We start from the raw sequence: 17,819 nt of genomic DNA, 5'->3' as shown, positions 1-17,819 counted from the left end.
CGTTTTTGGAATTAGATTCAGCACTTTAAAGAAATTGAACAACAATCTAGTTCCAAAGCGATGTTCATTTATTGAGTCGCACGCCCTGCCCCGAACACCGAGTTGAAAACGCAAAACTTCCGTCGGCGCGTGTCGCGCCGAATCGAGACCGATTTCGGTTCGGTCCCGCTGGGACCGACAGGTCGTAAGGTGTTAGGTTTCGTCCAATCTGCGCTCCAGTTGGAACAAACTGCGCGCAAGTTTTACGAAATGAGCGCTAAAATCGCTAAAAAGAGCAAACTTGATCGCAGAAAGTGAAAACTAGCGCGCACAATGCGAACCATGCCCTGCCCCGCTCGATACAAATACCATTGAAGTAATTTCGCTATGTGAAAGAGATATGAATACATTTTTGTCATAACAATCAATCGCATGAAATCACGAGATAATCTCTACATTCTGGAATCCAATGCATTGCTTTTGTTCATCCTATATAGAGAGTTTTTCACTACTTTCGGCATTGAAGATGCGTGGGGAATTTTCTCGGAGGTTAGCGGTGTAGATCACTCACCCAAATGATCTAGATTCATTGACCAGCGGGAAATCGCAGCGCCACTCCTCCCTTAGGATCCACTACCTTTTTTTCCAAACAAATCCGCCTTTAATTCCTCTATTGAAGACCACATTTGGACTTTATAAAAAAGCCTTAGGATAACTTTTATCCTAAGGCTTTTTTGGATCAACCGCTCGTTGCTATTTCTCTTCAAACACATAACTCTTCGCATGATACCGGACCCCGAGCACAATGCCAATTGCGAGCATCGAACTGAAGAGAGAGCTGCCCCCATAGCTCATAAACGGAAGCGTAAAGCCGGTAACAGGTAATAAGCCAACGTTCATACCGACGTTTTGAAACACTTGGAACGTAAACAGTGCAATAACACCGGAACATAAATACGTACCAAAACTATGGTGGGAACGAATGGCGGTCATCATAATCTGATAGAACAGAATAAAGAACAAAGTAATGACAAGTGCCGTTCCGAGAAACCCTGTTTCTCTACCCACAATAGAAAAGATAAAGTCGGTATGCGCTTCGGGTACGTATACGTCATGCTCTGTGTTTCCTGTTAATCCACCGGAACCAATTGCGGTCATCGCTTGCGCCACTTGATAACCTTGATCTGGGTTCTCAAGCGGTCGCAACCACCCATGAAAACGATTCACCTGATAGTCTTCGATATGTCTAAAGAACGCATTCTGAACGAAGTCTGGAAAACGAAAATACGCAACAATAAATGCGCCAACAATGACGGATGGAATTCCATATAAAAGACTAAGCAGCTTATAAGACATTCCTGAGACGAGTGTCAGCCCGACGGTTATGGCAAGCATCATCATGACCATCCCCATATCCGGTTGAGAACGAAGCAACAGAATTGGTGGAATAATGACGAGAGCCATTTTCGCTAATAGCCATACGTCGGATTTAAGTTCTTTTGGCGTCCAGCTATTGTTATGTTTATAAATAATGGCACTAAGTGTGACGATAATAAATACCTTCATAAACTCTGAAGGCTGTAAATTCACGAAACCGAGATCAAACCAACGGGTCGCCCCTAACCGCTCAGGAGCTAGACTACTTGGAGAAACAATCTCTAGCACAATGAGCATGAACAATCCAAACGCATAACTAATCCAATGCAAATTTAAATAATATTCAAAGTCAAAGTGCATGACGACAATCGCGATAATAAATCCGGCCACAAAAAAAGCAGCTTGCATAATAACTATCGTTGTATTCCCTACAGCAAAATAAATGTATAAACAGCTCAAAACAGCAAAAATAAATAATACAAACATCATATTAATGTCGTATTGTTTTTCATAGCTTTGGTAAGGTTTCATGCTTTCATCCCCTGAACACATCATTCTGCATTTATGATACACGATTTATTGTGACACGTATATGAGTAAAACATTGCAATTATCGACGTCTTTGCAAACAACCGAAATAAAGCGCTGAATGCATATGCATTCAGCGCTGTTATTAGAGTGCTCGATCAACGTCAAGCATGTCCGACACGGTAACAAACTCATACCCATCAGCTAGCAATTCTGGAATGAGTGTATCTAGAGCATCCGCTGACGTGATGGTCTGATCCCAATTCCCACCATCATGCATCAAAACGATGCTTCCTGGACTGATTTCACTACGAAGAATGTCGACAATCTCTTCTGAAGGGATTTGCTGCCAGTCTTGTGAGTCCGCATTCCATCCAACCGCAATATTGCCTCGTTCGGTTAAGTGCTCCATTAATTCGATGTTTAAGCTGCCATATGGAGCACGGAAAAGCCTCGGCTTATATCCAACACTCTCTTCAACAACACGTTCAGTTTGTGTCAACTCCCAATCCAACCTCGCGACGAGATCCTCTTCGTCGTCGTCATCTGTTAAGTTTGGATGCCAAAACGTGTGGGAACCGATATCATGACCGGCTTCATCGATCTCTTGAAGTAACTCTGGATATGCTTCGGCTCTTGCTCCGAGCACAAAGAACGTACCGAGAACATCATATTTGTCTAACACTTCTAAAATCTGTGAGGTGTGTCTTGGATCTGGCCCATCATCAAACGTGAGGGCAACCTGTTTCTCGTTTGGGTCTCCCATATAGTAAAATGAATCAGGGAAGGATTGTTTTAACTGGGTAAACGTCACAGGGTCAGGATCTCTCACATCCTCTTCACTCCCACCTCGTAAGGAGGAAGTTCATCTTGCGCAGCAAAAACGTTCATCGGAACGACAAATGACACGAACAAAGCGACAGCTACTGCTATTTTGACGTATAGAGCTTTCAATTCATCTCTTCCTTTCAACATGACCTACCTGTTAACATATACAAAAATTAACAATGTATGTATGAAAGGCACGACTTATTAAAGAAGGTGTTTGTATGGAAACCCGTGATCGCTTTGTATTTTCAATTATCGTCGTTATCGCCACGGGGTTGATTGTCTTTTTAACCCCAGGAACCGAACAGATGGCACTTATGACGGTCAGCATTGTATTTTCTTGTTGGTCAGTTTCTGCTTATTTGTTGTTCTACTCTACAGTGACAAATGCTTGGTTTTATAACATCTGGGGCGCTAACGGTCTTTTCTATATTGCTGTAATTATGCTTGAGGACGGGCGCGACCATACGGTCATGGTTGTAATGATCCTGTTATGGCTGTTTATTCTGACCATTGATTTCTTGTTTAGACAATCAAGACAAAAAGGTGACTAATTGTAAATCTTACTCGCATCCATCATAAAGATTAATTCATCCCCGCGCTTCACAACACCTTGACTAATGGCAGAGTTTGAGTTCGAGCTCAAACTGTCAGAGACCTCATCCTCTTCAATTCGGATCACTTCTCTCGCTTCATCCACCATCACACCAAGAGGGTCGTCTTCAGTTGCAAGTAACAATAATCGTGTGTTCTTCGTTAGTTTTGCGGCTGGTTTTCCCATCACAATACGCAAATCAATCAAGGTCGTAATCGCTCCTCGCATGTTCATTACACCGAGCACTTCTTGAGCAGTTCCTGGCACGCGTGTCATTTGTTCAACGCGTTCAACGGATTGAACGTGATCTACATCAATGCCATATTTTTCACCATCAATGGTAAATACGATAACCTGTGTCATAAGTCACATCCTATTCATTCAATAAACTATTCGTATCAATAATCAGGATCACGTCTCCATTACCTAAAATGGCAGCACCAGAGATTCCTTTCACATTTCCTAAATAATTGCCAAGTGACTTTAAGACGACATCTTGCTGACCGACGAGAGATTCTACGGCAATCGCAACGGCGTAGTCACGATGCTTGACGATAATGAGAGATTGAAAATCATCTTCAAACGTCGAGTGCTTCGCTTTGTTACTCGGAGGAATTTCAAATGCCTCAGACAAGTGGACGACAGGGATGACGTGATTTCGATAATTTGTCACCATCTTTCCTTGAGCTTTATAAATCTCCGCTCTTTTTACGATGGCTGTTTCAATGATGGAGGAGACCGGAATGCCATACCATTCATCTTCAGTCTGTACGAGCATCACATCCATAATGGATAACGTTAACGGAAGCTGAATGGAAAACACCGATCCACCCCCATGCGTACTACTCACCGAGATTTTTCCGCCTAACGATTCAAATGTTTGTTTTACAACATCTAAACCGACTCCCCTACCTGACACATTCGTAATCTCTGTTGCTGTACTAAACCCCGATGAAAATAACAATTGATAAATTTGGTGGTCATCCATTCGCTCTGCCTCAGCATGTGTAATGACCCCTTTTTCTAAAGCACTAGCTTTTACTTTTTCTCGGTTAATGCCCGCACCATCGTCTGAAACTTCAATATAGACACTGTTTCCTCGATGAAATGCTCGCAGTTGTATCGTCCTTGCTCACGTTTTCCTTGCTCACGTCTCGTTTCAGGATGTTCAATCCCGTGGTCAATCGAATTACGTAAAAGATGAACGAGCGGATCGCCAATTTCATCGATAATGGACCGGTCCAGCTCTGTACTCGTTCCGCTCATCTGCAAATCCACTGATTTTCCGAGTTCTTTAGACAATTTTCTTACCATGCTCGGAAAACGGTTAAATACATGCTCAACACTCATCATTCTCATGCTCAAGATCACATCTTGTAATTGCTGTGCGTTTCTCGTTAACCGCTCAATTGAAGAGGTGAGTTCTGCATCATCAATGCGTGCAGCAATGCCTTCCATTCTGCTCCGATTAATAATGAGCTCTTCAAACAAATTCATCAACGTATCCAATCGTTGTACATTAATTCGTACCGTTTTACTCGTTTCAATTTTTGATGGAAGCGCATCTGCTGAACGAGGTACTTCTTCTTTCGTTGTTCCTTGTTCTGTTGCTTTGTTCATGTTCGTTTGAACGTCTGAGATATTTACCTCTTGAATTTCTGATACTTGTCGGATCGTTTGCTGTAACATATCCTTATTTTCCCGGGAAATAAATGTGAGTACGAAACGATTTTCAAATGCTTCAGCTTCCAATTCCTCGGTGGTTGGCACGGATTTGATGACGTCACCAAAAGACTCTAGATTTTGAAGTACCATAAACGCCCGCACCGATTTGAGCATCGCTTGTTCATCTATATAAACCTCAATTTCATAAGCATGAAAACCATCTTCAAGAGATTGTTCAATAACCGTCCACTCAAACTCATTATACGCCGTTTTCACTGTTCCCCCGGGCTTTTCTTCCTCGAGTTGTTCACCGTTTGTGATTTTCCCTAACCGCTCAACGAGCGCTGTCACATCTTTAGTTCCATCTCCACCAGAAGCGATTCCTTGGATCATCTCTTCCAATGCATCCGCTGACTGAAACATTACATCAATTGTGTCTACCGTTAATGTGAGCTCATCACTGCGAATGAGATCCAACACATTTTCCATCGTGTGGGTTAAGTTAGCGACATCTGTAAACTCCATCGTTGCAGCCATGCCCTTTAATGTGTGGGCCGATCGAAAGATCTCCTCAACGACACTTCGATTTGCTGTGTCTTTCTCTAACTCAAACAAACAGTCTTGTATATTTTGCAAATGCTCAACACTCTCATCAATGAACAATTGTCGATATTCTGCATGAGCCATGCTTTCACCTCTTCATATTCACACGTCTACTTCTCATATCGGTATATCGAGCGGGTAGTTTGAGCTTTCTTCACAAATTAACTAGCGATCAAACACTATGATGTAAAATGACGGACTTTCCCGTTTCATTGTTTCTTCTCATCACTCTTAATATTTCACACATCATTCGTTGACGCACATACGAATTGGCATATCTAAAAACGTGGTGAAGCAAAATCTAGGCTTCACCACGTTGTACGTGTTTACATATAGAAATTTCGCAACGCTTGATCTTTCATACGATGATAAGATCGTTCCCGTTGTTGGTATTCATACGCTTTTTCAATTTCATCTTTTGAAAAGAAGCGAGGTTTAATGATTACTGTGATTAACATTAAATGAATTCGCATACTTCCCGCCTCCTTTCTGTATCCGTTTTAGGGAGAGGTATCCTCATTCCAAGTATTGATCTGTGTTCCACTAATGAGCGTTCTCATTAGGCTCTTCCTCCTTTCAGGTCCAATGTAAATATATGAAAACGTTCGTTTGAACGTTCCACACTCCGCTATTTCTACGCAAATGTGCAGCAATTATGAATCTTTTTTTACACACAAAAATCCCCCGACCGTTTCACACAGGCGGAGGATGGTCATTTCGTATTGTAAAAACATCGCACATTGTAAAACGACTACAACGATCCAGCTCGTCGACGGTTGACATCGACGAATGGGATAATCCCCACATGTGTCCAGTATGAAGTTGTGACGAAGTGTACTCGTTTATGTGTTGTCATGTGTGATCACCCTTTCTGAATTTTATAAACTTAGTATAGCGGGTATTCATCTCTCTGTAAAGCTTTTTTTCTTGTCAACATATTTTCACACAATTAATGCCGATTCAAATCACGATGTACACCTTCTACAACGTATAGAACTTGTTCTGCTAAGTTCGTACAGTGATCTCCAACCCGTTCCAAAGAACGTGCGGTGTAGGCGAGCTGGACGATGGTCCGTTCATCATGCGTATTCAATATGAATTGTTGAATGGCTCGACCGTAAAGATCGTCAAGAGTTCGATCCTGTGCCTCAATTTGCTTTACTTCGTTTACTTCCATATGATAAAAAACATCAATGGCTTCTTTCAACATCCGCATACTGTACTCGCCCATTTCAGTAATTATTTCTGTTTCTTCATGAGAAAATGCTTGCGGTTCTCGGTGCAAATTTGCTTTGGCAATCTCTACTGCCAAATCACCAAGACGTTCGAGGTCAGTAGACACTTTCATCATCGCCGTTAACGTTCTCAAGTCGGTCGCAACTGGCTGTTGTGTCACGAGCAATTGAACGATGTGCTCGTTTACTCGTAAATCTGTTTCGTTAATCGTTTTATCTTGTTCGATAATTTGTTTAGAATGCTCAATATCACCTGCAGTTAACGCAACTAAAGATGCTTTTAGCGAATGATACGCCATCGTTCCCATATCAAATAATTGTTCATGTAAGGATTGAATTTCCGTTTGTAAAACCGTTCTTCCTTGCATGCCAGCTCTCCTAACCGAAACGTCCTGTAATATAATCTTCCGTCTGTTTTCTTAACGGATTCGAAAATAACCGATGCGTTTCACCATGCTCAACGACATTTCCCATATATAAAAACGCGGTAGAATCGGAAACTCTCGCCGCCTGCTCCATTTGATGCGTCACTAGCACCACAGTATATTTCTCTTTTAATTTACTAATTAAATCTTCGACAGCAAGTGTTGCTTTTGGATCTAGGGCGGATGTCGGTTCATCCATTAATATCACTTCAGGGGATGTTGCAAGTGCACGAGCAATGCAAAGTCTTTGTTGCTGACCACCAGACAGACTGAACGCTGAATCATGTAACCGATCTTTCACTTCATCAAAAAGATAAGCATCTTTGAGTGATCGCTCGACAATCTCGGAAAGGTCTTTCTTTTTTACACCGTGAACTTTTGGCCCATATGAAACATTGTCAAAAATGGATTTGCGGAACGGACTTGGCTTTTGAAAAACCATGCCTACACGTTTGCGTAAATCCAACGGGTCCTGTTTTTCACGTAAGATATTCTCACCCTCAAACGCAATCGTTCCGCTCATATGAATGTTTTCATCAGCGTAAATCATAAGGTTTAGTGTCTTTAACAACGTTGATTTCCCACATCCAGAAGGACCAATTAACGCTGTCACTTGATTTTTTCTAATCGGTAAACTGATGCCGTGTAATACTTCATTGTTGCCATAGGCCACTCGCAAATCTTCAATCTGATAGACTGTTTCAGACTGAGGTGTTGCGCTGTTTACCATAGCTTCATGCGTTTCTATTTCAGGTCGTGTTGCAAGTTTAACCATACCGCACCCTCCATCTGTTCCGTTTTATCTCACACGTACATTAACCAAATTTGCCCGTAATATAATCTTCGGTTTCTTGTTCCTTCGGGTTTGTAAATAATTGATGCGTGTCACCAGCTTCAACGACATTGCCGTTAAGAAAAAAAGCAGTGCGATCTGATACTCGTGCCGCTTGTTGCATATTATGGGTGACGATGACGACCGTATAATCGCTCTTTAATTCATGAATTAATTCTTCTACTTTGGATGTAGCAATCGGGTCTAGTGCGGATGTCGGTTCATCCATTAAAATAATATCAGGTTCTATGGCGACGACCCGTGCAATACAAAGCCTTTGTTGCTGTCCACCAGAAAGGCTCATCGCGCTGTCATTTAACCGATCCTTCACTTCATCCATAGCGCTGCTTGTCGCAAACTTCTTTCGACGATTTCCATCAGTTTTTTCTTGTTTTTATTTCCGTTTGCTTTTGGTCCATAGGCAACGTTTTCGAAAATACTGATTGGAAATGGGTTCGGTTTTTGAAAGACGGTGCCGACTGATTTTCGTAACTGCACCTCATCGACTTGCGGATCATAAATATCTTGACCTTCAATTCGTACCGTCCCACTGACTTTCGTTTTCGGGATCAGATCATTCATTCGATTTAATATTCGTAAGAATGTCGTCTTCCCACACCCAGACGGCCCGATGAGTGCGAATACTTCATTTTTGTTTATATCCAATGATATATCTTTTAGCGCTTGTTTTTGGCCGTAAAAGAAGTCTACGTTTTGGGCGGTAATCTTCACTTCTTTTTCTTTATGATCAATCACTGGTCATGACCCCTCTCTCGGCGTTTATGTTGAAAAGCGGCGTACGAGCAATTTGAACAATCCGGCAGCAGTAAAATTAATGATGATGATGAGAATGATGAGCACTGCTCCAGAACCGAGTGCCATTTGTAAATCCCCTGTTTCCATCGCAACGAGGTAGAGATGCAAAGCAAGTGTTCTGCTCCCATCAAATATCGAAGTAGCGACTAAAAGACTGCCCCCGAGCGTTAACAAAAATGCTGCAGTTTCACCGATAACGCGCCCGATTGATAAGATGATGCTCGTCGTAATTCCTGGTAATGCAAATGGTAAAACAATCTTTTTAATCGTATACCAACGCGTCGTCCCTAACGCTAAGCTTGCTTCTTTTAACGTGTTTGGCACACTCCGAAGTGACTCTTCCGATGCACGAATAATGACTGGTAAGATCATCATCACACCTGTTAATGCCCCAGAAAGAATTGAAAATCCACCAGTGTAATCACCTAGCATAAGAACAAAGAAAATAAACCCAAACATCCCGAATACAATGGATGGGATCCCTGCAAGAAGTTCTGTAGAGAACCGTATGATATTTTTAAATCGACCCGCTGGCATATATTCGTTCAAATAAACTGCTGTTCCTACACCAACAGGCGTTGCAATGAGGAGAACGAGTGCAACAAGATAGATCGTTCCAAGTATCGCAGAAAATACACCACCTTCGGTCCCCATGCTCCGAGGCTCAGTGAAGAGAAACTCCATACTAATGACCGAAAATCCTTGACTCATAATATAAAAGAGGATGCCGAATAGGATGATAACGGTGAGTAGAGCGGCAAGACTCAACATTGTAAATGCTAACCTTTGACTTCGTTTCACTTTGATCATATGGTTTGGTTTCACATTAAACATCGGGTCAATACTCCTTTTTTCTCAGAACAATCGTGATTGAATTAATTATAATAATGAACATAAATAGAATGATGCCTGTCGCAAACAACGCTTGACGGTGCTCAGGTCCGGCATACCCCATTTCTAATGCAATGTTCCCCGTTAGTGTTCGAACAGGTGCGAAAATGCTTTCCCAACCGAGCTCAGGGATAAGAACAGTATTTCCAATGACCATAATGATGGCCATTGTCTCGCCTATGGCTCGGCCGACACCAAGAACAACCGCCGCAATCAGACCCGATTTGGCTGCAGGCACAACGACTCGGTAAATCGTTTGCCACTGCGATGATCCTAAAGCTAAAGCTGCTTGTTTATATTCCTTCGGTACAGCTCGAATGGCATCCGCTGAGATCGATATAATCGTCGGCAAGATCATAATGACTAAAATAATCGCTCCCGCTAACACCGAATACCCCGTTTGATAGGTGGACGGTAAAAATTCACTTAAAGGGCCACGGGAGAGACGACGGATAAGGTCTAAAATAATCACCATACCGAATAGCCCAATCACAACAGAGGGGATGCCTTCCATGAGTTGTACTGCCGGTCGAATGACTTTCGCCACTCGAGGAGGTGCGATTTCTACTAAAAACACCGCTACAGCAATTCCGATGGGCGCTCCAATGAAAATGGCTAAAATCGTTGCCAACACAGAACCAACAATCATCGGAAAAATACCGTACACTTGATTTGTTGGATCCCATGTTGTACCGAAAATAAACTCTGTTATGCCATAATTAAACATGAAAGGCAGACCTTCCATAAATATAAAAAATGCAATAAGTCCTAAAGACAAAACAGAAGTTAACGCCATGATCAATAGGATTTTTTTGACAACACTTTCTTCGATATTGCTTTTTCTATTCCGCACCTTTTGAAACATCATTGTAACCACCCCATGACCGCTCTTGAAAAATTTTATTTTTCATTGTAAAAAACAGGGCAGCTATCCCCACCCTGTTCGCTCTCCATGCCTTGCTTAATCGTTAATCGACGGATATAAATCCATTGTCTTCAACGACTTGTTGACCGTCATCGCCAAGGATGAAATCGAGAAATGCTTGGGCAACCTCACTTAACGGCTCATCTTCGTTGCTTACATAATTAAACGGTCTAGAGACGGGATACTCACCTGATCGAATGTTTTCATCTGTCGGTTCAGCACCATCAATATTAAGACCTTGAACAGAATCACTCATGCTACCTGTTGACATGTACCCAACTGCATTCGGATCATTTGCTACGCTCTCAGCAACACCGCCGGTCGTATTCTGAATGAGTGCTGTATCGATAAGCTCATCATCACCGAGCACTATATCCGTAAATGCATCTCGTGTTCCTGAGCCATCTTCTCGACTTACAACAACGATGTCAGTATCATCTCCACCGATTTCAGACCAGTTTGTCACCTCGCCAGAGAAAATATCTGTAACATCTTCTAACGCTAATTCTGATAGAGCATTGTCTGGGTGAACAATAATGGCAATGCCGTCAAGAGCAATGACGTATTCTTCAATGCCAGTTTCGTCTTCAGCAATTTCTCGTGAGACAGCGCCAAAATCTGATGCGCCTTGCTGAGCTGCGGTCACACCTGCACCTGATCCCCCACCAGAAACTTCAATTCTTGTATCTGGATTCTCTTCCATAAAAGGAACCGCTAACTCTTCAGAGATCGGTTGAACCGAAGTGGAGCCAGAAATGGTGACCGTCCCTTCCAAGTTGGATGCTTCTTCATCGTTCGATGATTCAGCATCGCCCGAAGCAGGCTCGTCTGCTTCATTGGTCGCCGTTGCATCTTCTGAATCTTCACTATCACAAGCTGCAAGTGTCAACAATGCCACAATTCCTGTTACTTTTAGAAGATGATGCTTCTTCATCCGTTTAATCCCCCTAATTGAGTACATAATTTCCCTTACATGTCTTACTATAGCGACTCATTATTGAGGACAGTTGAATCGTTTGTAAAAAAACCACTAAGGATTGTTAACGTTCTGTCAATTTTACCGACATTTGAAAAACGCAAAAAAAGCGGGTAAAGGACTTAGCCTTTACCGCTTTTTGGCGATTTATGCTTCTTTTGTGTATACACTTACTTGCTTACGCTTTTTACCGAGACGTTCGAATTTAACGACGCCGTCAATTTTAGCGAAAAGTGTATCGTCTCCGCCTTTACCAACATTCTCACCAGGATAGATCTTTGTGCCACGTTGGCGAACGAGGATGGAGCCACCTGTTACTAGCTGACCGTCACCGCGCTTCGTACCTAGGCGTTTAGAAATGGAGTCACGACCGTTCTTCGTACTCCCTACCCCTTTTTTCTGAGCGAAAAACTGTAGGTTCATGTTTAGCATTTGTCTGCACCTCCTGAAATTTCAATTACATGTATGAATTCATCGTACGATTGTTGGATGCTCTTTAGTGCAACAACCATACCTTCAAGTAATAGCTGTCCGTCTTCAGCGACTCGCCCTGTCCAACTGTGAGGCACTTCGCCGTACAAATACCCGCCGTCGTCCTCTGATTGAATGGTGAGTGGCTGCTCGCAAAGCGCTTCGATGGCATTCACTGTACCGATCGCAACTGCTGATACGCCGGCACATACGATGTCTTCACCATATTCAGCGGCATTCGCATGCCCGCTTAACTCAAATGAGTGTATCGTACGATTTTCTTCGTTTCTTACAATCGTAAGTCGAATCATCAACGTGCACCCTTATAGAGAGATGCTGTCAATCTTTACTTTCGTGTAAGGCTGACGATGTCCTTGCTTACGACGATAGCCTTTACGACGCTTAAACTTGTAGATGGTGATCTTCTTGTTCTTGCCTTGCTTCTCAACAGTACCTGTAACTTTCGCACCTTCTACATAAGGAGCTCCTACTTTCGTGTCATCTCCACCAACGAAAACAACACGGTCAAAAGTTACGGCATCTCCTGCTGTTTCTGGAAGCTTCTCGATGAAGATCTGCTGACCTTCTTCAACTTTGATCTGCTTTCCACCTGTTTCAATAATTGCGTACATTCCTATGCACCTCCCGATTTCCTAAGACTCGCCATCCGAGGTGTTCTACCTTCGAACTTAAAACCTCTTCTGTGCGGTTGTAGTTTGGGGGTTCCAAACAACATAAAAATGTTATCATAGGACTGGACGGTTGTCAATGATATCGCCGATGTGTAACTCCTGCCCACCTCGTGCGGTTTGATGAAAATGATCATCATAAAACCAATACCGTAACAAATCTTTTTCCTTTATAAACTGCCCAGATTCAATCACTTGATAAAGGGTAGGCTTCCCTTTATATAGCTGTTTTATCGCTGCGGATAGCTTCAAGTTCGCAGGCACAGATTGCACCTTCGCTTCTACGTCTGGTTCAAAACGTTTACGCTCTAACAAGAACCGTTGGTATCCGTAAGGTTGCTGCTTCCACTCAAGGAAATTTGCAATTGCTAAAAAGAAAATAATCATCCACCATTGCAAATGTAAAGGGAAGTACATGGCAGTGAGTGTCATGACAATGACTAATACGGCAATTGATGTTAACAATGAAATCTGCTGCGCTTCACGAAAAGGTCGAATCGATGTATAAGCTACTTGTGCGAGTCGGCCGCCATCAAGTGGCAACACAGGGAGTAAATTAAACAATAAGATCGTTAGATTATGGTAGATGAACAGTTCGTGATCACCTTGCGACCAAAATGGAAACAATGACAAAGCCAAAAACGATAATCCGATGAGGAAAACGTGTTGCAAAGGTCCTGCCAATATGACAATTACTTCCTCGCGGTGCGGTCGATTCCCGTATTCTTCTGTCTCAGCCACACCGCCAAACGGCAACAGCTCAATCTTTTTTATCCGCCATCCCAATTTCTGAGCAGCGATTGCATGACCCATCTCATGACAGAAAACAATACAAAATAACATGATTAACTCACGAAAATAACCTGTGGCTATCGCCAACCCAATGACGAGCCAAAATACAGGGTGAATTCGTATTGTTCGAAAGAGATCAATCAAATGTCATCACTTCATTTGGGTCAATAAACTCATTGTTCTTTCGTAATCCAAACATGAAGCTGCCGCCTTCAAACTCATCACTCGTCGTGACTGCTCCGAGCACATCACCTGACTGCACATGGTCATATAAATTTACATCAATGGCATCGAGCGTACCATACATTGCCTCAGTTCCATCTTCATGCTGAACGACGACCGCGTCTCCCCATTCTGAATCGGTACCCGCTCGAATAACGACCCCACCACGAGCAGCCGTCACCATTGCATCTTCAGCTGTTTCGACAATCATTGCCTGTCCGTTTTCTGAGAACGATTCACGAACCTCAATTATTCCGGCTGCTGGAAGTGCATATCCCTCTCCAATCGGCTCTTCTACTTGTTCGCCGGATTCATTCACATCTCCAGGAAATAATGCAAGCGGTCGGCCAAACTGCTCTTCGTACCAGCCAGAAACCGCAGCAAATTGAAACTCCTCACCGTACCACTGCATGGCCGTTTGTCGAACAGGTTCGAGAGAGCTTGATTTGTTTGTGCAACAATTGCTGTCACGACAAAGATGCCTAGTGCACATAACCATTGTATAAAAAATCGCTGCCGCACCTTTTCATTCCGGCTGCTCGTCTTCATTTTCTTTTCATTATCACGCCACATGTAAAACTCTGGCTCATGCTCATTCATCTCTTCACGACTCGGGTAATACGCAAGATGTGTCTTTTGTTTCGGTGGATCTGCAGGTTTCCACTCTTTCCTACGTTTTTTTTCGGCTTCTCTTCGAATTCGATCCAACTGGTCTCCCATCGGAATCCCTCCGTCCCATTCAGTCACCCACTTTCTTCATAGATATGTGGAAATGGACAAGGATATACCATGGAAACAAAAAGAAGCTACAGGCCGTATTTTCGGTCCCGTAACTTCTTTTGATTATGCTTGAATACCAAACAACGATTTCACTCGCGCAAGAAAACTCTTCTTCGTAGTTAATGAGAGCAGTGGTACAGATTCTCCAAGAATTCTTCGTGCAATGTTTCGATAAGCCAATGATGCGGACGTATTCGGTGTTGTTGCTACTGGCTCCCCTTTATGAGAAGCTCTGAGCACACCTTCATCTTCAAAGACAACACCTAATAAGTCAATGGCAAGTGTCGCGACAACATCATCTACGTCAAGTAGATCGTCTCCCTTTTCCTTAGACGCTTTTCTCACGCGATTGACGACGAGCTTCGGTGAAGGCATTTCTTCTTGTTCCAAAAGACCGATCACACGATCGGCATCTCTAACCGCAGGTGTATCCGGTGTAGTGACGACGATCGCTTGGTCCGCACCCGCAACCGCATTTCGGAACCCTTGCTCAATTCCTGCAGGGCAATCAATGATCAAGTAGTCGTAATCTGGCTTCAACTCATTGACAACTTCTGCCATCTGCTCTGGTGTGACGTCAGATTTATCTTTCGTTTGTGCAGCTGGTAGTAGATGAAGACATTCAAAACGCTTGTCTCGGATGAGTGCCTGCTGAACTTTACAGCGACCTTCCAATACATCAACCAAATCATAAATGATGCGGTTCTCAAGACCCATGACAACATCAAGATTTCTTAAGCCGATATCAGTATCGAGGAGGCACACTTGTTTTCCTTGCAGCGCCAATGCTGTTCCAATATTTGCCGACGTTGTTGTCTTCCCTACGCCGCCTTTCCCGGATGTAATGACGATTGCTTCTCCCACAGCATATCCTCCTTAGTCCCTTTTATTCTTACGATCACGACGAAATGCCGCCAGACCGTTCAATGCATGAAAAACAATCTCTTCTTCCTGATGCTCAATGCATGCGTACTTCGGCTCTGCATAAAGAACTTCTTGAGCACGTTCTGCCCGAGTTGACTCGGTAAGATACAAATGCTCAGCAATCTTCACTTGCGATGGAACCATAACAGATGCAGCAACAACGGCGTTCTCGTTCCCTTTAATCCCTGCTTTTGCAATTCCTTTAAGCGAACCGAGTATGTACACGTCCCCTACCGCTTCAACAATTCCGCCTGGATTCACATCGCCAAGAATGAGAAGATCTCCTTTTACACGAAGCACTTGCCCCGAGCGGACGATACGTGTATACGTCGTTAACTCTTCTCGTTCTTTTTCTTCCTGGGCGCGGGCAATTGTCATCACGTTGCTATAAAACTCATCAACAACAATAACGCCTGTATGCTCAATCAGAGCCTTTACCTCTTCTTGTTGCGCCTCGGTTAAATAACGATTACCGGCATGCACACGTACCGATACGTCTTTGCCCTCATCAAAGGCCGAGTGATTCTCTGCAATTTTCGCTTCGAGCTCTGACACAATTGAAGCATAACTGCACTGATCATCCAAATGAATGACAATCCCGTCTTTCGTCCCCTTTATCGTGACGAACTGCTTTTGGAATGTAGTTTTCACCGTCTCACCTCGGTACTTTCATCTTCGCTAACCGCCAAATGGCTATATGCCTTACTGATAAGATTCCACATCTTTATACATTTTCCTGCATACGTTCCCTTTCTTCAATCCATTGAAAGATCTTTCGCATCGGAAAAAGGATCACAATGCCAAACGCACCATTTAAAAGCAATGACGGCATCAGCCTTGTGGTTGCAAATTCTTCAAAGCCTACAAACGCAACTCCCGTCCATGTATACATGAAATAAATGAGCGTTTCCAAACCAGCAAGCCCAACTAGCATAATAAGTAAGACAACAATCGGTCTCGATTTGACTGCTGAGAAGTTAAAACCTGCCATATACCCTAGCAAACCGTAAGAAAACATGTAAATTCCTATGATATACGAATAAACGACATCATGAAAAAATCCGGTAATGATTCCAAAAAACAGCCCGTGTACAGCACCTCTGTAAATGGAAATAAACACAATGGCTACAAAAGCAAACCGCGGCATCCAATAGAGGTCTTGATCGAAAGAAGCCGGAAAGAACACTTGAAACCATGTTCCTTCGATAATGAAGAGGAAGGCAACGATTACTGGGAGAATGTAACGCATTATTCTCCACTCCCTTCACTTTCTTCCTCTTCTTCTTGCTCCTCTTGCAGATTCTCAAAATCTTCTTGAATGCCTTCGAGATTGCCTTGTTCGCGATCGATGACCATGACATGATTAATATTGTAATAATCTGCAGATGGCTGGATGTAAGCATTTTGCGTAAGCCCGTACTCATCGATCTCCACGCCGACAATTTCACCAATAGGTAGGTCGGCAGGGAATAATCCGCCCAAACCAGAAGTACTAACAAACTGACCAACTTCAAGTTCGTTTTCTGAGTCAACCTTTTGCATGATTAACAGATCTTGTTCATGGTCCCAACCTTCAATGAAACCAATGGCCGGTTCATCATCTTCAACGGCAACCTTAGCAGACACTCGGTTCGTCTGTTCACCGTCGGATAACAATTGAATTTGTGACGTAAATGCACTCGTATACTGCACTCTTCCAATGAGGCCTTCTTCGGTAATGACAGCCATATCAGCTTCAACCCCGTGCTGCGTTCCACGATTAATCCCAATGGTTTCTGTCCACCGATCGGGCTGGCGCTCAATGACTAACGCGGGAATTGATGTGAATGAACTCAAGCTCTCCATCCCATCATACATGCTCGTAAGACTCTCGTTCTCTTCTCGTAACCCATCCAATTCTGATCGCAACATCGCATAGTCATTCAAGTGTTCCTTTAGCCGTTCATTTTCTTCATGTACATTTAGAATATGAATAAAGTCATCATAAATGCCACGCACAAAATAAGCAGGCCTTTGGAAAACCGACTGCACTGCCCCGACGGAATCTTGCACAATTTGCTCCGGTATTGTTGCTTGCTCACGCTCACGCATCGTAAGTCCAACCAAAATGACAAGGACAATAATGCCAACCATTAGTAATATTAAACGCTTATTCGAAAAAAAATGAGGCATGCTAGACACCTTCTACCTTGTTCTATGAAACCCATTTGAACACTATTGTTTTGTGAACTATATCTTACACGCTTATAAATGATGTGCCGGTTTA

The 17,819-nt window shown here is 43.0% G+C and carries 23 protein-coding genes, 1 pseudogene and 1 other annotated feature; of the genes and pseudogenes, 1 reads left to right on the top strand and 23 read right to left on the bottom strand.

Annotated features, from left to right (window positions below; genetic code table 11):
• Positions 1 to 732: 732 nt before the first annotated feature.
• From JCM19039_RS10925 to JCM19039_RS24400, 3 genes are all read right to left on the bottom strand, one after another.
• Positions 733 to 1,887: an FtsW/RodA/SpoVE family cell cycle protein gene (locus tag JCM19039_RS10925; RefSeq protein WP_042427001.1), complete on the bottom strand. Its 1,155-nt coding sequence runs from the start codon at positions 1,885 to 1,887 to the stop codon at positions 733 to 735.
• 142 nt (positions 1,888 to 2,029) lie between these two features.
• Entirely contained in the window at positions 2,030 to 2,716 is a 687-nt protein-coding gene (locus tag JCM19039_RS10920) for a polysaccharide deacetylase family protein (protein WP_052398706.1), read from the bottom strand.
• Positions 2,713 to 2,859, bottom strand: coding sequence for a hypothetical protein (locus JCM19039_RS24400; protein ID WP_193744208.1), 147 nt, complete (start codon positions 2,857 to 2,859; stop codon positions 2,713 to 2,715). Before JCM19039_RS24400 ends, JCM19039_RS10920 begins: the two co-directional genes overlap by 4 nt.
• Before the next feature lie 74 nt (positions 2,860 to 2,933).
• Between JCM19039_RS24400 and JCM19039_RS10915 the strand changes: the two genes are divergently transcribed.
• On the top strand, positions 2,934 to 3,266 hold the full coding sequence (locus tag JCM19039_RS10915) for a hypothetical protein (protein WP_042426998.1): 333 nt from the start codon (positions 2,934 to 2,936) through the stop codon (positions 3,264 to 3,266).
• On the opposite strand, the gene JCM19039_RS10910 is transcribed toward JCM19039_RS10915, so the two are convergent.
• The 20 genes and pseudogenes from JCM19039_RS10910 to mreC all read right to left on the bottom strand — a co-directional run bounded on the left by JCM19039_RS10910 (position 3,263) and on the right by mreC (position 17,725).
• On the bottom strand, positions 3,263 to 3,670 hold the full coding sequence (locus JCM19039_RS10910; RefSeq protein ID WP_042426996.1) for a chemotaxis protein CheW: 408 nt from the start codon (positions 3,668 to 3,670) through the stop codon (positions 3,263 to 3,265). The two genes, JCM19039_RS10915 and JCM19039_RS10910, sit on opposite strands and share 4 nt — an antisense overlap.
• 10 nt (positions 3,671 to 3,680) lie before the next feature.
• Positions 3,681 to 4,391 carry a chemotaxis protein CheA gene (locus JCM19039_RS27280; protein WP_373975474.1) on the bottom strand — a complete coding sequence of 237 codons (711 nt, stop codon included), beginning with the start codon at positions 4,389 to 4,391 and terminating at the stop codon, positions 3,681 to 3,683.
• Positions 4,346 to 5,659, bottom strand: a complete 1,314-nt coding sequence (locus tag JCM19039_RS10905) for a chemotaxis protein CheA (protein WP_307190224.1) — start codon at positions 5,657 to 5,659, stop codon at positions 4,346 to 4,348. Before JCM19039_RS10905 ends, JCM19039_RS27280 begins: the two co-directional genes overlap by 46 nt.
• 242 nt (positions 5,660 to 5,901) lie before the next feature.
• A complete protein-coding gene (locus tag JCM19039_RS24395) occupies positions 5,902 to 6,048 on the bottom strand; it encodes a hypothetical protein (RefSeq protein WP_193744207.1) in 147 nt (48 codons plus the stop codon).
• Between the two features lie 476 nt (positions 6,049 to 6,524).
• Positions 6,525 to 7,178: a phosphate signaling complex protein PhoU gene (phoU, locus tag JCM19039_RS10900; protein WP_042426993.1), complete on the bottom strand. Its 654-nt coding sequence runs from the start codon at positions 7,176 to 7,178 to the stop codon at positions 6,525 to 6,527.
• 10 nt (positions 7,179 to 7,188) lie between these two features.
• The gene (pstB, locus tag JCM19039_RS10895; RefSeq protein WP_042427020.1) at positions 7,189 to 7,965 is read right to left on the bottom strand and encodes a phosphate ABC transporter ATP-binding protein PstB; all 777 of its coding nucleotides are present in this window, start codon (positions 7,963 to 7,965) and stop codon (positions 7,189 to 7,191) included.
• An 85-nt stretch (positions 7,966 to 8,050) separates the two neighbouring features.
• Positions 8,051 to 8,823, bottom strand: a pseudogene (pstB, locus tag JCM19039_RS10890) (phosphate ABC transporter ATP-binding protein PstB).
• Positions 8,824 to 8,847: 24 nt separating this feature from the next.
• Complete coding sequence (gene pstA / locus JCM19039_RS10885) at positions 8,848 to 9,717, bottom strand: phosphate ABC transporter permease PstA (RefSeq protein ID WP_238544581.1); 870 nt, start codon at positions 9,715 to 9,717, stop codon at positions 8,848 to 8,850.
• 4 nt (positions 9,718 to 9,721) lie between these two features.
• On the bottom strand, positions 9,722 to 10,642 hold the full coding sequence (pstC, locus tag JCM19039_RS10880) for a phosphate ABC transporter permease subunit PstC (RefSeq protein ID WP_238545010.1): 921 nt from the start codon (positions 10,640 to 10,642) through the stop codon (positions 9,722 to 9,724).
• A gap of 100 nt (positions 10,643 to 10,742) precedes the next feature.
• Positions 10,743 to 11,633: a phosphate ABC transporter substrate-binding protein gene (locus tag JCM19039_RS10875; protein WP_042426990.1), complete on the bottom strand. Its 891-nt coding sequence runs from the start codon at positions 11,631 to 11,633 to the stop codon at positions 10,743 to 10,745.
• 189 nt (positions 11,634 to 11,822) lie between these two features.
• Positions 11,823 to 12,107 (bottom strand): 50S ribosomal protein L27, encoded by a 285-nt coding sequence (gene rpmA / locus JCM19039_RS10870; protein ID WP_042426987.1) that lies wholly within the window; start codon positions 12,105 to 12,107, stop codon positions 11,823 to 11,825.
• A complete protein-coding gene (locus JCM19039_RS10865; protein WP_042426984.1) occupies positions 12,101 to 12,457 on the bottom strand; it encodes a ribosomal-processing cysteine protease Prp in 357 nt (118 codons plus the stop codon). Before JCM19039_RS10865 ends, rpmA begins: the two co-directional genes overlap by 7 nt.
• Positions 12,458 to 12,469: 12 nt before the next feature.
• Positions 12,470 to 12,778, bottom strand: a complete 309-nt coding sequence (gene rplU, locus JCM19039_RS10860; protein ID WP_042399107.1) for a 50S ribosomal protein L21 — start codon at positions 12,776 to 12,778, stop codon at positions 12,470 to 12,472.
• A 14-nt stretch (positions 12,779 to 12,792) separates the two neighbouring features.
• Positions 12,793 to 12,867 (bottom strand) — a sequence feature (ribosomal protein L21 leader region).
• Between the two features lie 25 nt (positions 12,868 to 12,892).
• Positions 12,893 to 13,771, bottom strand: coding sequence for a M50 family metallopeptidase (locus JCM19039_RS10855; RefSeq protein WP_052398705.1), 879 nt, complete (start codon positions 13,769 to 13,771; stop codon positions 12,893 to 12,895).
• A complete protein-coding gene (locus JCM19039_RS10850) occupies positions 13,764 to 14,261 on the bottom strand; it encodes a M23 family metallopeptidase (RefSeq protein WP_193744206.1) in 498 nt (165 codons plus the stop codon). Before JCM19039_RS10850 ends, JCM19039_RS10855 begins: the two co-directional genes overlap by 8 nt.
• Positions 14,165 to 14,569 carry a hypothetical protein gene (locus JCM19039_RS24390; protein WP_052398703.1) on the bottom strand — a complete coding sequence of 135 codons (405 nt, stop codon included), beginning with the start codon at positions 14,567 to 14,569 and terminating at the stop codon, positions 14,165 to 14,167. Before JCM19039_RS24390 ends, JCM19039_RS10850 begins: the two co-directional genes overlap by 97 nt.
• Before the next feature lie 123 nt (positions 14,570 to 14,692).
• Positions 14,693 to 15,493, bottom strand: a complete 801-nt coding sequence (gene minD, locus JCM19039_RS10845; protein ID WP_042399104.1) for a septum site-determining protein MinD — start codon at positions 15,491 to 15,493, stop codon at positions 14,693 to 14,695.
• Between the two features lie 12 nt (positions 15,494 to 15,505).
• Complete coding sequence (gene minC / locus JCM19039_RS10840) at positions 15,506 to 16,204, bottom strand: septum site-determining protein MinC (RefSeq protein ID WP_042426981.1); 699 nt, start codon at positions 16,202 to 16,204, stop codon at positions 15,506 to 15,508.
• 73 nt (positions 16,205 to 16,277) lie between these two features.
• On the bottom strand, positions 16,278 to 16,802 hold the full coding sequence (gene mreD / locus JCM19039_RS10835; RefSeq protein ID WP_042399098.1) for a rod shape-determining protein MreD: 525 nt from the start codon (positions 16,800 to 16,802) through the stop codon (positions 16,278 to 16,280).
• Entirely contained in the window at positions 16,802 to 17,725 is a 924-nt protein-coding gene (gene mreC, locus JCM19039_RS10830) for a rod shape-determining protein MreC (RefSeq protein WP_042426978.1), read from the bottom strand. Before mreC ends, mreD begins: the two co-directional genes overlap by 1 nt.
• Positions 17,726 to 17,819 lie beyond the last annotated feature (94 nt).

Source organism: Geomicrobium sp. JCM 19039 (genome assembly GCF_000698145.1).
Lineage (GTDB): Bacteria > Bacillota > Bacilli > Bacillales > Marinococcaceae > Geomicrobium_A.
The sequence above is the reverse complement of the archived record's forward strand: the minus strand, read 5'-3'. Positions and strand labels throughout refer to the sequence as shown.